9 protein-coding genes and 1 rRNA gene are annotated in these 15346 nt (G+C 47.6%); 9 read left to right on the top strand and 1 reads right to left on the bottom strand.

What is annotated here, in order from left to right:
• Window positions 1–77: 77 nt before the first annotated feature.
• Window positions 78–905 carry a methyl-accepting chemotaxis protein gene (locus ACR1R9_RS26045; RefSeq protein WP_433922342.1) on the bottom strand — a complete coding sequence of 276 codons (828 nt, stop codon included), beginning with the start codon at window positions 903–905 and terminating at the stop codon, window positions 78–80.
• Between the two features lie 231 nt (window positions 906–1136).
• On the opposite strand from ACR1R9_RS26045, the gene ACR1R9_RS26040 reads away from it, so the two are divergent.
• The 9 genes from ACR1R9_RS26040 to ACR1R9_RS26000 all read left to right on the top strand — a co-directional run bounded on the left by ACR1R9_RS26040 (window position 1137) and on the right by ACR1R9_RS26000 (window position 15225).
• Window positions 1137–2717 (top strand): S-layer homology domain-containing protein, encoded by a 1581-nt coding sequence (locus ACR1R9_RS26040; protein ID WP_433922343.1) that lies wholly within the window; start codon window positions 1137–1139, stop codon window positions 2715–2717.
• Window positions 2718–2972: 255 nt separating this feature from the next.
• Window positions 2973–5270: a glycoside hydrolase family 88/105 protein gene (locus ACR1R9_RS26035; RefSeq protein ID WP_433922344.1), complete on the top strand. Its 2298-nt coding sequence runs from the start codon at window positions 2973–2975 to the stop codon at window positions 5268–5270.
• Between the two features lie 334 nt (window positions 5271–5604).
• Window positions 5605–6939 carry an ABC transporter substrate-binding protein gene (locus tag ACR1R9_RS26030; RefSeq protein WP_433922345.1) on the top strand — a complete coding sequence of 445 codons (1335 nt, stop codon included), beginning with the start codon at window positions 5605–5607 and terminating at the stop codon, window positions 6937–6939.
• 46 nt (window positions 6940–6985) lie between these two features.
• Entirely contained in the window at window positions 6986–7936 is a 951-nt protein-coding gene (locus ACR1R9_RS26025) for a carbohydrate ABC transporter permease (protein WP_433922346.1), read from the top strand.
• Window positions 7933–8781 (top strand): carbohydrate ABC transporter permease, encoded by an 849-nt coding sequence (locus tag ACR1R9_RS26020; protein WP_433922347.1) that lies wholly within the window; start codon window positions 7933–7935, stop codon window positions 8779–8781. The genes ACR1R9_RS26025 and ACR1R9_RS26020 overlap by 4 nt, the downstream gene beginning before the upstream one ends.
• Before the next feature lie 25 nt (window positions 8782–8806).
• Window positions 8807–10705: a histidine kinase gene (locus ACR1R9_RS26015; protein WP_433922348.1), complete on the top strand. Its 1899-nt coding sequence runs from the start codon at window positions 8807–8809 to the stop codon at window positions 10703–10705.
• Entirely contained in the window at window positions 10702–12306 is a 1605-nt protein-coding gene (locus tag ACR1R9_RS26010) for a response regulator (RefSeq protein WP_433922349.1), read from the top strand. The genes ACR1R9_RS26015 and ACR1R9_RS26010 overlap by 4 nt, the downstream gene beginning before the upstream one ends.
• Window positions 12307–12356: 50 nt before the next feature.
• Window positions 12357–12902 (top strand): N-acetyltransferase family protein, encoded by a 546-nt coding sequence (locus ACR1R9_RS26005; RefSeq protein ID WP_433922350.1) that lies wholly within the window; start codon window positions 12357–12359, stop codon window positions 12900–12902.
• Window positions 12903–13673: 771 nt separating this feature from the next.
• Window positions 13674–15225 (top strand): 16S ribosomal RNA (locus ACR1R9_RS26000).
• Window positions 15226–15346: the final 121 nt, after the last annotated feature.

Here is a 15346-nt window from a genome sequence, read left to right as displayed (position 1 = left end):
ATTGATGTTAGAAAGGCCATTTTAAACTATGTACATGTCATTCCTGTTTAACCTATTCCTTAGACCACAAGCTAGCTTTATTCCAGAGCCAGCATCTTTTGCACAAACGTTTTCAGATTCGCACTAGTTTCACTAAGCTGTTCAATACTTTCCATAAACTCGTTTACCAGCCCAGCCTGATCCACCGTTGCTGTGGTGATCTGACCAATCTCCTGTTCCATATGTTTAATGGAATCTTGAACGCTGCCAAGGGAAGATTCGATATCGGCTGCTGCTTGTTTGGTGTGATCGGACAGCTTGCGAACCTCGCTGGCAACGACACCGAAGCCGCTTCCCAGATCCCCGACACGAGCCGCTTCAATCATGGCATTTAAGCCAAGCAGGTTGGTTTGTTCGGATACTTCACGGATGACGTTCGTCACTTTAGTCACATTGATGGAGTTCTCCGAGGCTTTTTTGGAATTGCGCAAGATCTCTTCCGAAGTCGCGGATAGTTCTTCCGAATGTGCCGCAATTTGCTGAATCCCACCAACTAGTGCATGAATGGTCGCTTCATTTTCGCTAATCAGCGTTTCCAGTGTGATGTGGTTGTCCAGTGCGTAGTTCACACCGAGTATGCCCACAACCTGATCGTTTTCCTTAATTGGAATCAGGATGGCATCGAAGGGTCTGCCTTGCAGATCACCGGGCATGCGGGCCACGGTACGTGTGTCCTTGTTAATCAGCATTTTAAAATCCTTATAATCCTCATGTAACTCGTCCCCGACGTTTACACCGATCTCCAGACTTTTGGCTTCGGCAAAATACAATACTTTCTCATGATCATTAATAGATATGGATACATCATCACGAAACATCTGTCTTACAAAAGGCATAGCATTAACCAGAGTTTCAAGAATACTCAAGGTACATCGTTCCTTTCTCATACAAAAAGTGGAATTTTCAGCCTACTACCTATATCGGAAACATTTTTCAATTTTTAAACCAATGCTCAACACGTTGTCGAATAAGGCGATTTGTTCAGAATCGGTTCAGAACCTCTCTATATAATGGAAATATCGTACATGTCCATATTATTTAAGTTGGATTTTGCGTTGGAATGACACGAATATACTTCATATTGGAGGAGCATTCTTTTGAAAAAAAATCATTTCATCAGCTCGATTCTCGCGGCATCCTTGTTGACAACACCTTTGTGGACGACACAGGCTAACGCTGCAGTATCATTTACGGATATTGATAAATCCTACGCCAAGGATGCCATAGTAGAGTTGCAAAACGAAGGGATTGTAACTGGATTCAGTCATGGCCAATTTAATCCGTCCGGTATGATCACCAGACAGGATTTTGCCATCCTGATTGCCAGGACGTTGAAGCTGGATGTAACCAATAACGTCCCATCCAATCCGACATTTACAGATATTCCTGTGACCAGCTATGCCTATGCTTCTGTTGAAGCGGTATATCAAGCAGGTATATTTAAAGGTATGGGAAGCGGGGAATTCGGGAGTGGTAAGACATTATCCAGACAGGATATGGTCGTAACCCTAATGAGAGCAATGGGAACAGACATAACGGGCAAAGCTGCTTCGTTAACGTTCAAGGACAGCGCAAGCATCTCGGAGTATGCGAAAGATGCAGTTGGAGCGGCGCTGGAAGCCGGATTCATCATCGGTGATCAAAACAACATGTTCAAACCGGCTTTGCAAGCGGATCGTCAAGCTGCAGCATTGACGGCTTCCCGATTACTCCAAACAATAAAGGAAACGCCTGCTCCACAACCTGAACCAGTGCCGACCCCAACACCAACACCAAAACCAGAGGTAACACCAACGCCCGTGCCTACGCCGGTTCCATCTACCAGTTCGAATAATGGCGGGACCTCATCAGGTGGAAGTAGCGATAGCGGGAACATGAATCCATCTGTACCTGTGGATAGAACAGCACCGACGGTGGATGTAGGCAAATTTAGCATTATCGATAATTACAGCGGAACCTGGGATCAAGTTCAGGGGGATCCTGGAGCAGTAAGTGAAGAAGGAGCCGTTGTAACTTTCTATAGTTGGACTGATGCAAATACGAATGGAGTCGTGGATGAAGGAGAGTTGGACGAAGGAATTCCCCTTGCCAAAAGCAAATCGGATGGCTCACTTGCGCTTGCCAAGTTGGATAATTTGAGTCCAGGAGACTACAAATATGTGATTACCGCCAAGGATTCAGTAGGTAATGAGTCCCCTAAAGATGCGGCGCATGTATTTACTTTTACGCTGGTGAACGGAGAGATGCCAGAAGACGTGCCGACTATAGGTTCCAGTAAGTTTGGATTCGACTCAAGCAACTCCAAAACAAAGTATCTTCAAATTCAATATGGGAATAATCCATTTTCTCTAAACTACGATGTAGGAGAAGAATTTGTGGATGGCACCATCGAGTATTGGACCGATGCGTTCCAGTTTAGCATAGATGATTTTTACCAAATTGATGGTGAGAATTATACGATAGATAGTAGTCAGATCAGTACTGATGGTCATACGCTTAAGCTTAAAGTAAATGTAGAACCCGGCACACCTATTATTTTGCAATTGGGAAATAAGATGAATGAGACAAGAGGCCAATATGATTTGATCATTCGCGTAGATGCTGACGGCGAAGGATTAGCCAAATCTGTATATGAAGAAACAGAGAAGCTATTCGTTAAATATGACATTTTCGGATAAGTGTAATCTACATGATACGGACTACAACGATGTAGTCCGTTGTTTTGTCTTATCGTCAGACTGACAATACAATTATTTGTTTGTAAGCGTAATCAAAAATCTGTAGCCACCGGAAAGCAGGTCAGTTATACTTGGATTATTATTTGGCTATTCCAAAGATAAACGAGGATCATCACCGTTCGGTAAAAGGGATTTTCTCACAAGGGTTAAGCGCTATACCTAAGTATTCCATCTGGAGAGGAATGTGGGCATTCAATGACAACGTATTTCAGTGAACCGCAGAGCATGCATTATCGATTCGGAGAAGATCAGGATCAGGTGCTGAAGGTGCTGGCAGAGAGATATATAGGTGCCAACGCGCAGGCCGATTTTGTATATCGCGTATTTCAGAAGTCTGGTATTTTGCAAAATGAGAAGGGTCTGTATGATCTGAATTTGAGTAAACGTTTCCCTGATGCACAGAAAGGTCAGATTTCCTATGCCGCAGCGTTGGTATGGGGGGATGAAGATCGAAATCTGGATGTGCTAATCCGCTGTTATGGACCGGTTCGTTTCTATTTTAATGAGCAATTGGTATATCGCTCCACGGTCATGGATGAGATCAACCTGGACGCGACTGTGAAGCTGGGAATCGACATTAAGCCGGGATGGAATACGTTGTTGCTGGAGATGAAGTATACACCTGCGGGCTTTGGATGCCAGTTTGGCTCGGACGAGGGGAAAGTGCGCATTCTGAATGTGCTCGCTCCTTTCCAGGAGAGACAGGGACAGGCCGGATGGGTGTATTCCAAACTGATAAGTTCGGAGGAGAATCATTCGGAATGGAATCTGCTCGGGTCAGAAGAGGATCACAGACTGGAGTGGCTGCCTGACGCGCAATGGTCAGAGGAAAAACAGATGCAACCGTCCCTGGAAAGAATATACGGACATCTTCCTGGTCAGCAAGTTTATGCGTGGACACGGTTGGTCAACAGGGATTCATGCGATTGCCCCATCCGTTTGTCTGGTCAATCTTCCGGGCCACTGAATATATGGCTGAACGGCGTATCGGCGGTGCAATTGAAGGAAGCGGGTCCGTTCGAGGTGAACATAGCCACAGCTTTTGGACGGAATGACCTGTTGATTCGCAAAGAATGTAGCGATACGGCCGAGTCATGGGATTTTGTAATAAATGCAACAGTGAATGAAGAGCAATTGGAACTGGAGCTTCCCCAGCGTGTGCACGGAGCTTCTGGAGAATCATGGTTATTTCTAGGCCCTTTTGAATCGGAGGACGTCGAACCAGATTTGCAGGATCTAATGCGCACTGATCGGGTGTTCAAAGGAAATGTATTGAACGATAACCCAGAGGAAACGGGAAGCCAACAGGTACGTAAGGAACGCATATATTGGCGACTGGACAGACCAGATGCGTGGATACGTCCCTATTATGAAAATGCAATGCTCAGTAACAAATGGACAGTAGGTAGTGTGACCAACTATGGTCGCTGGGATTATCCATTAGGTGTCACCGTATATGGCCTGTTGCAGACCGGACGTTATTTGCAGCGGCCCGACATTTCCCGTTATGCGTCAGAACATGTGCAGTCGTGTACCCGTATGGATGAGTACTCATTATGGGATCGGGAGCAGTATGGTTTCCCAGCGGTTAACCAGCAACTGGTTATGATGAAAATGCTGGATAACTGTGGCTCTTTTGGCTCCGCAATGCTGGAGTCCTACTCCGAATGTCAGGAGCCGACGTTCTTACCGATTGCCGAACGGATTGCAGATTTTATGCTGACTCGGTTGGAACGACAGGAGGACGGTGCATTTTACCGCGAGTGTATTGGTGAATTTGCCGAGAATACGATGTGGGCAGACGACCTTTATATGAGCACTCCGTTTCTTGTGCGGTATGCCCGACTGACGGAAAATAATTCAGCACTGGATGAAGCCGCCAGACAATTTTTATTGTATCGGAAGTATCTGTTCATGCCTGAATTCAAGATCATGTCCCACGTATACGATTTCAAATATGGACAGTCGACACAGATTCCGTGGGGACGGGGGAATGGATGGACGCTCTTTTCACTGTCTGAGGTATTAGAAGCTATGCCAGCAGAGCATTCGGAGCGCCCGGCTTTAATTGCCTTCTTTAATGAATTATGTGAAGGATATGCAGCTCTGCAAGGAGAGGGTGGATTGTGGCATCAGGTATTGAATGATTCGGAAACCTACCAGGAAGCCTCCTGTACAGCGATGTTTGCTTATGGTTTTGCACGGGGAGTACGGTTTGGTTGGTTATATCAACCTGCACGTTACATTGAAGCGGCTGAGCGGGCATGGAACGGATTAACCCGTAAAGCGATTGACCGTCAGGGTAATGTACATGGTGTGTGCAGTGGCTCGAGATATGCCTTTACCGCAGAATATTACAATAAGGACCTGCTCACGGTAACGAATGACAATCACGGTATTGGCATTATGATGCTGGCAGGAACTGAAGTGGCGAAGATGAAGAAACATCTGGCCCAGCCTAAGGTGTCATCAACTGCTGTGACGCAATCCTGAAAGTGTCAGTAAAACTACAGGATACCTTGATCGAAATCTTACATGATATCTACTCTAACGTTTCATTGCAAACGGCTGGATGACCACTGCTGAGATGGAGCGAGGTAGAGTACGCCGCACGAAGAATGCTGTATATATGAATAACCACCGGGAGTATCATTCCTGGTGGTTATTTAATCACTAAGAATATTGAAGACAATTGAATGGACATTTGTCCCAACCCCTTACTTTTTTGACAGGAAAGCTTACTTTTGTTTATGTCATGAGCAGCCATAGGCCGTTACAATAGTTTTTGTAAGCGATTCCATAAAGCAAAAGGGGAGGAAATTCATTCATGTTGAATACCAAAAAGTGGGTAACCCTGTTCTGCCTATCCCTGTTAATGTTCGCTACAGCCTGTTCCGGAGGATCATCAGCACCTTCTGCCTCATCCAATGAAGGTGAAGAAGGGGACACTTCCGACAAAATTGAACTTCGTATGACCTGGTGGGGATCACAGACTCGCCATGATCTCACGACCAAAGTGATTAAGCTGTTTGAAGAGAAGCACCCTGGCATTACCATCAAGCCGGAATATTCCGGTTGGGACGGATACTTTGACAAGCTGACCACACAGGTAGCCGGTTCAAATGCACCGGATATCATACAGATGGATTACGCTTTTCTAACCGACTTTGCCCGGCGTGGTGCATTGCTTGACCTGACCCCATACGCAGAGAGCAAAGAGCTGCGCACAGAGGACCATGACAAGAGCATGCTCAAAGCCGGATCGATTGACGATAAATTATACGCGATTACATTGGGTGTAAATGCGCCAGGTGTCATCTATGATGCGACCGTATTCCAGGAGCTTGGGATCGAGGAGCCGCAGGAAAGCTGGACTTGGAAGGATTTTAGCGGCGTAGCGGCCAAGATTGCAGAGGAGAAGGGTGACGGTTTCTACGGTTCTGCGGATGTATCGGGAACGACCAACATGTTTGAGGTATTTATCCGGCAAACAGGCAAGGGACTATTTGATGGCGGGACGTTGACAGCGACCAGCGAGGAGCTTCAGCAATGGTTTGACATGTGGGGGGCGCTTCGTGAGAACGGGGGTGCTACCTCTGCAGAAGTGACGGCATCCACTACGAATGCACTGGAGACACGCCCGATCTCGCTTGGTACAGCCGCCATGGACTTTGCCTGGTCTAACCAATTGCTGACGTTCCAGCAGGTGAACAAAAACCAGGATCATAAGCTTGGGATACAAGTACTTCCGCACGGTGTGGGTGAAAAGCAAATCGGTGAATACCTGAAAGCAGGTCAGTTCCTGTCCGGTTATGCCAAAACGAAACATCCGAAGGAAGTGGCGATGTTTATCGACTTCATGGTCAATGATCCCGAAGCAACCGCCATACTCGGCTCGGAGCGCGGAGTACCCGTCAATGCCAGCATCCGTGAGAAGATGCAGCCTACGCTGCCAGAAGCGGAGCAAGCCATCTTCCAATTTATCGATGTGGTATCGAAAAACTCCAGTGAAATTGATCCGCCATACCCGCAAGGATTTTCCGAAGTGGATACCAGCTTCAAGAGTGCAAGCGAGCAGATCGCCTTTGGTCAAGACAACACACCGGATGTGATTGCCCAGTTCATTGAAGGGGCCAAGGCGACACTTGCATCAAGTCAATAACACTTGAACGGTTCCAGACTTCTTATTCCGCGGGGAGGTTGCGAAGATGAGTACAACACAGGTCAGTCAAGCACGAGCCGAGCGTGTAACAGCCCGGCGGGTGAAACGGAGATATGCCCATAATGGAGCAGCGCTTCTGTTTCTGGCCCCATGGCTGGTTGGTTTATTGTTTCTGACACTTGGGCCGATGCTCGTTTCCTTATACATTTCGTTCACCGACTACAGTATCCTGGCCGCCCCTTCCTGGGTCGGTCTGGATAACTACACCACGATGTTTACATCGGATAAACTGTTTATCCAATCGCTCAAAGTCACATTTACGTATGTCGCTGTCTCCGTACCGATCAAGCTAGTTTTTGCCCTGCTGGTGGCGATGTTGTTGAACAAGGGCATTCGTGGGCTTGGCATTTACCGTACGGTGTATTACATCCCAACCCTGCTCGGGGGCAGTGTCGCGATTGCAATGCTGTGGCGCAAAATGCTGGGCGGTGACGGTCTGCTCAATGGGGTGCTTGCCATGGTCGGCATTAAGGCACCCGATTGGGTCGCCAACCCGAAATATGCCCTGTATTCAATCGTACTGTTGTCGGTATGGCAGTTCGGATCGTCGATGATTATTTTCCTGGCAGGATTAAAGCAGATTCCACCTGAGTATGACGAAGCTTCCGCCGTAGATGGAGCAGGCCCACTCCGGAGATTCTTTTATATCACACTACCGATTCTGTCACCGGTTATCTTTTTTAATCTCGTAATGCAGCTGATTACCTCCTTCCAGTCATTTACTCAGGCTTTTGTCATCAGTAACGGCAGCGGGGGGCCAGTCAATTCAACATTAATGTACTCTCTATACCTGTACAAAAAAGGGTTCTCGTTCTTCCAGATGGGTTATGCATCCGCCATGGCCTGGGTGCTGGTGATCCTGATCGGTGTCTTTACATTGCTGGTATTCCGCAGCAGCAAGCTGTGGGTGCACTATGAGGATGGTGGAAAATCATGATTGGACAACGAAACTCTGCTGCGTGGGTAGTCGCCAAACATATACTTATCTCGGTCATTGCCTTTGTCATGCTGTACCCGGTGCTCTGGATGCTGGGCAGTTCATTCAAACCGGGACATATGATTTTCACCGAAACTTGGTTTTGGCCGCAAGAATGGAACTGGCAAAACTACATCAATGGCTGGACAGGAATTCAGGGCAATCCCTTCTCTCGTTTTCTGACCAACTCGGTCGTCCTGTCGCTGGGCGCTGTGCTTGGCAATGTCGTCTCTTGCTCGATGGCGGCGTATGCCTTTGCCAGATTGAATTTTCGGTTCAAAGCGATTTGCTTTGGCTTAATGCTGATGACGATCATGCTGCCACACCATGTGACGCTGATCCCTCAATATATTTTGTTTAACCATTTGGAATGGGTGAATACGTATCTGCCGCTGGTAGTGCCAAAATGGCTGGCGACCGATGCCTTCTTTATTTTCCTGATGGTCCAGTTCTTCCGGGGATTGCCCAAAGAGCTGGATGAAGCGGCGACGATTGATGGATGTGGTCCTGTACGAATTTATACCAAAATTATCATTCCGCTTGCCTTTCCTGCGCTGGTGACGACGATGATCTTTACCTTTTTGTGGACATGGGATGACTTCTTCAGCCAGTTGATTTATCTGAGTGATGTCAGCAAATATACGGTGCCGCTGGGCTTACGTCTATTCCTCGATTCCAGTTCCCAATCCGATTGGGGGCCGATGTTTGCGATGTCAGTGCTGTCACTGGCACCTTGTTTTATCGTATTTATCGTGTGTCAAAAGTATTTCGTGGAAGGAATCGCGACCTCTGGGCTCAAAGGGTAATTCCAAGACGAAACGAGTTGATTCCATGCGGAAACGAAGATTGTCGTTATTCCTAAATCATAAGCTGCAACAAAGCAAGCTCTCCACGTTGATGGTGACTTGCTTTATTGCGTTTAACTTGCTGCTCGTCTCGGTTATTGTTTGGCTGGCATACCAGTCGTTCTCTGCCGTCACGTTTACCGAGATCAGCAAAGCACGACTTGCTCTTCTGAATGAGAGTACACGCCGAGGGTTTGATTTTATTACAGGTGTTACAGGAACGGCTTACTCCTTGGCGAGCAACCGTGAGCTGTCGAATCTGCTTGAAACGAAGGGAACGGGAAGGCTGACACAGATCCACCAACGGCGTGAGGTGTCCAAAATACTGGATCATACGGTAGTAGTCAGTGAAGGTATTACCTCGATCGAGCTGTATACGGATGCCTTCAACGGTGTCACAGTCACGATGGCCGATCGCATCTATTCAGTGGATAAGATTGCCGGTGCTTCATGGTTTGCTGCACTGGAGCATGCGGATGCGGCCTGGGTACCTCTGCGGGAAAACGAATCAGGCCAATCGCTAATCGGATACGCCCAACGAATCTTTGACAGCCGGGGTGGTACGGTAGCCTACGTGCTCATCCGCCTGAGTCGCGCCGATATTGTACGTAGATTTGCGGATATGCCGATGGTGCTGGATGGACAGGTGTTGTTGGTGGATACCGCAGGCAACGTCGTCATGCAGATGGGCGATGACAATTTAGAGGTGAATCCTAGTGAGGGTTCGAGCTCAATTCATGGAGCCTCGGAAATTTTTCCTTCTATTAATGTATCTACTAATGCAGCTGCTGCTGTGGAAAGCGAACCAGTCGTCGATCGTGCATGGATTCAGGAGCATGTTGAACATGGGGAGGACGGATTTGAAGTGGTTTCCGGCAAGCCTGGCGGAGCGCAGCTGGTTCTGTATTCAAGACCTGCCATGCTTCAGTGGCGATTGGTTCAGACCATCCCTGTTCACACACTATTATCTCCTGTGAGGCAGGCCGGATGGCAGGTCCTTGGAATAGCTGTGCTGGGATTACTATTTTCTGCGGTACTTGCTTATCTGTTCGTTTGGCGGATTGTTCGTCCTTTACGTCAGCTGATCAAGCGGATGAGGCAACTGGAGAAGGGGGATTTCAATACCCGGGTTCAGCTTTCGTTTACCGAGGAATATGCCCATTTGGCGTATGGATTCAACCATATGGCATCACAATTGACGGAGTTGATGGAGCAGGTCAAGGAAGAGAGCCGAGCGAAGCGTGAAGCACAGACCGGTTTACTGGAGGCGCAAATCAAACCGCATTTTCTTTACAACACACTCGACATGATCCACTGGCGTGCTCTCGATTATGAGGCCAAGGACATCAGCCGCATGATTGTACAACTCAGCAAACTGCTGCGTATTGGATTGAGCGGTGGCAGATTATTCATCCGGGTACGGGATGAGTTGGAGCATGCTCGTTGTTACGTCAGCATTCAGTCAGAGCGGCTGCCATTCTCCATTGATTATCAGGAACAGATTGATCCGAGAGTGCGAGGCTGTTACATTCCCAAAATCATTTTGCAGCCCTTTATCGAAAATGCGGTCATGCATGGGCAGCCGAAGGAAGGACAACTTCGCATACAGGTGGATATGCGGGAATCTGAGAGCAACGTTCCACCATCCAAAATCATCATTTGCTTAAAGGATAACGGACAGGGCTTGCCTGAGGGCTGGAAGTTGGAGGAGACGACTGGCATTGGTATACGAAATGTACATCAACGTATCCAACTGTATTGTGGCACTGGGTACGGCGTTGATATATGCGCAGGTGAATTAGGAGGGGTAGAAGTGACCGTTACGCTGCCGCGTATTGAGACGGAAGAACAATTAAACTTATGGCTGGGCGGTGAAAATGAATGAAGACCATTATGCTCGTAGACGATGACCCGCATATTGTAAAAGCATTGACCGACCATATTGATTGGCCATCCATTGGCCTCCGCATTGCAGGAACAGCTTCCAACGGTATGGACGCACTGGAGATGTTCCAACAGCTGCGCCCTGATCTTGTGATGACTGACGTCTATTTGCCAGGAATGACAGGACTTGAGGTCACGCAGGCGTTGCGACGGGACTATCCCCATCTGCCGATTATCATTCTTAGCGGATATGACGAATTCGAGAATGCCCGGGCGGCCATGCGCTGGGGCGTGAATCATTTTTTGCTAAAGCCTGCGGAAGTGGAGGAGATTGAGTCTGTTCTGCGTGAGGTGTTACTGGAAGAGGATGTGCGTGAGCGGCGTGAGCAGCTGGAGCAGACGTACAAACAGGAAATTGGGCGGGTGGTTCCCTATCTTCGCAAATTGTTTCTCCACGAGCTGTTAACCACGCGCTATCGGGAAGAGGAATTGCCTGCGGAACGTATGGATTATGTGGGCATTCGCATACCCTCTCAAGTGCGTGCCATCAGTCTGCAGTTGTATCGGCCTGCATTTCTGACAAGGATGAAAGAACGGGACTGGCAGCTGTTAAGGTATGGGGCAGCAGATATTATTCAGGAGACCGTCAAAGAGCAGGCTACGCAAATAAACGACTGCCAGGTGGAGATCGTGGATTACTCGGATCAGGTGTTTGTGCTGCTTCTATTTGACGAGAAGGACCCGCTAGAACAATTTGAGTCGATAGTTGAAAGGATGATTGATCAGATTTTTACGTATCTCAAGATCGAAATGAGCGCAGGTATTGGAACGTCCAAAGTTCAATTATGCGAAGTGATGGACTCCTATCTGGAGAGCAGAGAGGCGCTGGAGAAAGCAGAGTTTCAGGGCGGGAGCCGTGTATATCGATATGATTCATCCGATGCTTTAACGCCGAGCGCAACGGATTACTCGCTATTGCTGCGACAATGGAGTGAGTCATGGGCAGATATGAGAACTGATCTGGCAGAGGAGGTATGGGTTCAGCTTCGCAATCTGCTGGACGAAGGGGGTGGTACCAGTATTCAGGATGTGCAGGTTGTGGCCGTGAGCCTGTTCGACACGTTAATTCATAGTTGGAACCGACCTTATCCCATGCTGGTACCACCGCTCGCGATGAGCCATTTTTTGCGGGAAATTCAATCGAAATATGGGATGCAGGATCTGATATGCTGGATGGATGGTATTATTCGAAACTGGATGGAACACATACGTAAAGAAATGGGCGAGAAAAAAAGCAATAAACTAGTGGAGCAGGTGAAACAGTACGTTGAAATGCATTATGCTGAAGAAATCAGTTTTGAAGCTATTGCCAAGGGACTGTTTGTACACCCCAAATATTTGAGTCAGCTGTTCAAGAGAGTGACCGGAGAGAACTTTGTGAGTTATGTAAACGGGTATCGGATTCAACGTGCGTTGGAGCTACTACAGTCAGGGCATTACATGGTCTACGAAGTTAGCGAGATGACAGGGTTCCGCAACGCGACGTATTTCAGTCAGGTGTTCAAGATGCTTACGGGCAAGAGTCCGTCTGAGGTGGGGTAGAGCCATGAATAGGATATGCAAAATAAAATAGAATGGAGGGATTATGGCGTATGATCATCAATCAACAGGAGTTTAATGTAAAAGGATTGATCTATACGATTAGGTCTGCAATGGAAAAGGATGCTGAAGCATTGTCATCACTTCGTGTACAGATGGATGGAGAAACCGAGTATATGGATCGTGAGCAAGGTGAAGGCTTTATTGATCCAGCGGGGTTTGAACAAATAATTCGGTTGGACTCGGAGAAAGAGAGAAACTTGTTTCTCGTTACTATTGTAAAAGAACAAATCGTTGGGTATTCCAGATGTGAGGGAGTCGATCTAAAGCGATTTTCTCATAAGGTTGAATTTGGCGTTTGCATAACGAAAGAGTTCTGGGGTTACGGGATCGGCAAGAGATTACTCGAACTATCGATAGATTGGGCAGATACGAATGGAATTGAGAAGATGACCTTAAACGTGGTGGGGACGAACGATAAAGCGATGGAGCTTTACAGAAGAATGGGCTTCGAGATAGAGGGAACTTTGAAAAAGGATCGGCGACATGCGGACGGTCGGTATTACGATACAGTTATGATGGGAAGGTTCAGGGGCTGAGGAGAGAAGGGGTGGTGAGAAGTTGGCTAGCAAATATACGCTGATCCCTTTATTGTTTCAATATGTAAATATGAAAGAGTAGATACTAGAGTAACTCCTATCTATTATGGAGAGAGTTAATATCTAGTAGATGTAGGTTTCTTAAAATCTGAATTCATATATTACTATAGAGACTAATGGATATGTGCGGTACAAAACTAAGTATCCCATTAGCTGCTAGTTAGTGTTTCTTCAAGACGAAAAGAATGTCAGTTTACTATGAACAGTAACTATTATCCTCTATCTATACGTTAATGAAGTTTAACATTATCATATCTATATGAGTGTAGCAGATAGGGTCTGATTTCAAGACAATGATTCATTATAGATAGAAGGGGAATAAAATGGTTCTATTGTTCTCATCAAACGGAGATAGATAAATATTAAATAAGGGTTGCAATTTATTTTTGTACATGGTATATTCTAATTCCGGCCAAGAAAACACGAGAAACACGGTGCGGCAAGCGAAACAAATAAGCTTCGAAAGAAACTTAAAAAAAGAGCTTGCAAAGTTGGTTCGGATGTGATAAGATATAAAAGTTGCTGAGGTGAACAACACACGGCAATGAAAAAAGTTTGATCTTTGAAAACTGAACAACGAGTGAGTAAACATTCTGCTTGCAGAATGAACGCGAAAGTTTGAGACAAGCCTTGGCTTGGATCGACTGGAGCATAAAATGAGATTTTTAATCTCGTCAGTTTCAAAATGAGCTTATCGCTCTTTTCAATACTTTATTGGAGAGTTTGATCCTGGCTCAGGACGAACGCTGGCGGCATGCCTAATACATGCAAGTCGAGCGGACTTGAAGAGAAGCTTGCTTCTCTGATGGTTAGCGGCGGACGGGTGAGTAACACGTAGGCAACCTGCCCTCAAGCTTGGGACAACTACCGGAAACGGTAGCTAATACCGAATAGTTGTTTTCTTCTCCTGAAGAGAACTGGAAAGACGGAGCAATCTGTCACTTGGGGATGGGCCTGCGGCGCATTAGCTAGTTGGTGGGGTAACGGCTCACCAAGGCGACGATGCGTAGCCGACCTGAGAGGGTGATCGGCCACACTGGGACTGAGACACGGCCCAGACTCCTACGGGAGGCAGCAGTAGGGAATCTTCCGCAATGGGCGAAAGCCTGACGGAGCAATGCCGCGTGAGTGATGAAGGTTTTCGGATCGTAAAGCTCTGTTGCCAGGGAAGAACGCTTGGGAGAGTAACTGCTCTCAAGGTGACGGTACCTGAGAAGAAAGCCCCGGCTAACTACGTGCCAGCAGCCGCGGTAATACGTAGGGGGCAAGCGTTGTCCGGAATTATTGGGCGTAAAGCGCGCGCAGGCGGTCATTTAAGTCTGGTGTTTAATCCCGGGGCTCAACCCCGGATCGCACTGGAAACTGGGTGACTTGAGTGCAGAAGAGGAGAGTGGAATTCCACGTGTAGCGGTGAAATGCGTAGATATGTGGAGGAACACCAGTGGCGAAGGCGACTCTCTGGGCTGTAACTGACGCTGAGGCGCGAAAGCGTGGGGAGCAAACAGGATTAGATACCCTGGTAGTCCACGCCGTAAACGATGAGTGCTAGGTGTTAGGGGTTTCGATACCCTTGGTGCCGAAGTTAACACATTAAGCACTCCGCCTGGGGAGTACGGTCGCAAGACTGAAACTCAAAGGAATTGACGGGGACCCGCACAAGCAGTGGAGTATGTGGTTTAATTCGAAGCAACGCGAAGAACCTTACCAGGTCTTGACATCCCTCTGACCGGTACAGAGATGTATCTTTCCTTCGGGACAGAGGAGACAGGTGGTGCATGGTTGTCGTCAGCTCGTGTCGTGAGATGTTGGGTTAAGTCCCGCAACGAGCGCAACCCTTGATCTTAGTTGCCAGCATTTCGGATGGGCACTCTAAGGTGACTGCCGGTGACAAACCGGAGGAAGGTGGGGATGACGTCAAATCATCATGCCCCTTATGACCTGGGCTACACACGTACTACAATGGCCGGTACAACGGGCTGTGAAGCCGCGAGGTGGAACGAATCCTAAAAAGCCGGTCTCAGTTCGGATTGCAGGCTGCAACTCGCCTGCATGAAGTCGGAATTGCTAGTAATCGCGGATCAGCATGCCGCGGTGAATACGTTCCCGGGTCTTGTACACACCGCCCGTCACACCACGAGAGTTTATAACACCCGAAGTCGGTGGGGTAACCGCAAGGAGCCAGCCGCCGAAGGTGGGATAGATGATTGGGGTGAAGTCGTAACAAGGTAGCCGTATCGGAAGGTGCGGCTGGATCACCTCCTTTCTATGGAGAATCGTTTCCCGAGTGGAAACATTCAAATACAAAATCTAGCCAGGTTGGCTAGTTACTCACTCGTTGCTCAGTTTTGAGAGCTCAAACTCTCAAACAGCTTGCTTTTGCATGG

Origin of the sequence: Paenibacillus taichungensis (genome assembly GCF_050994985.1) — a bacterium.
In the GTDB taxonomy this organism is placed as follows: Bacteria; Bacillota; Bacilli; order Paenibacillales; family Paenibacillaceae; genus Paenibacillus; species Paenibacillus taichungensis.
Note: the sequence above shows the minus strand (reverse complement) of the source record. Positions and strands in the feature narration are given on the sequence as shown.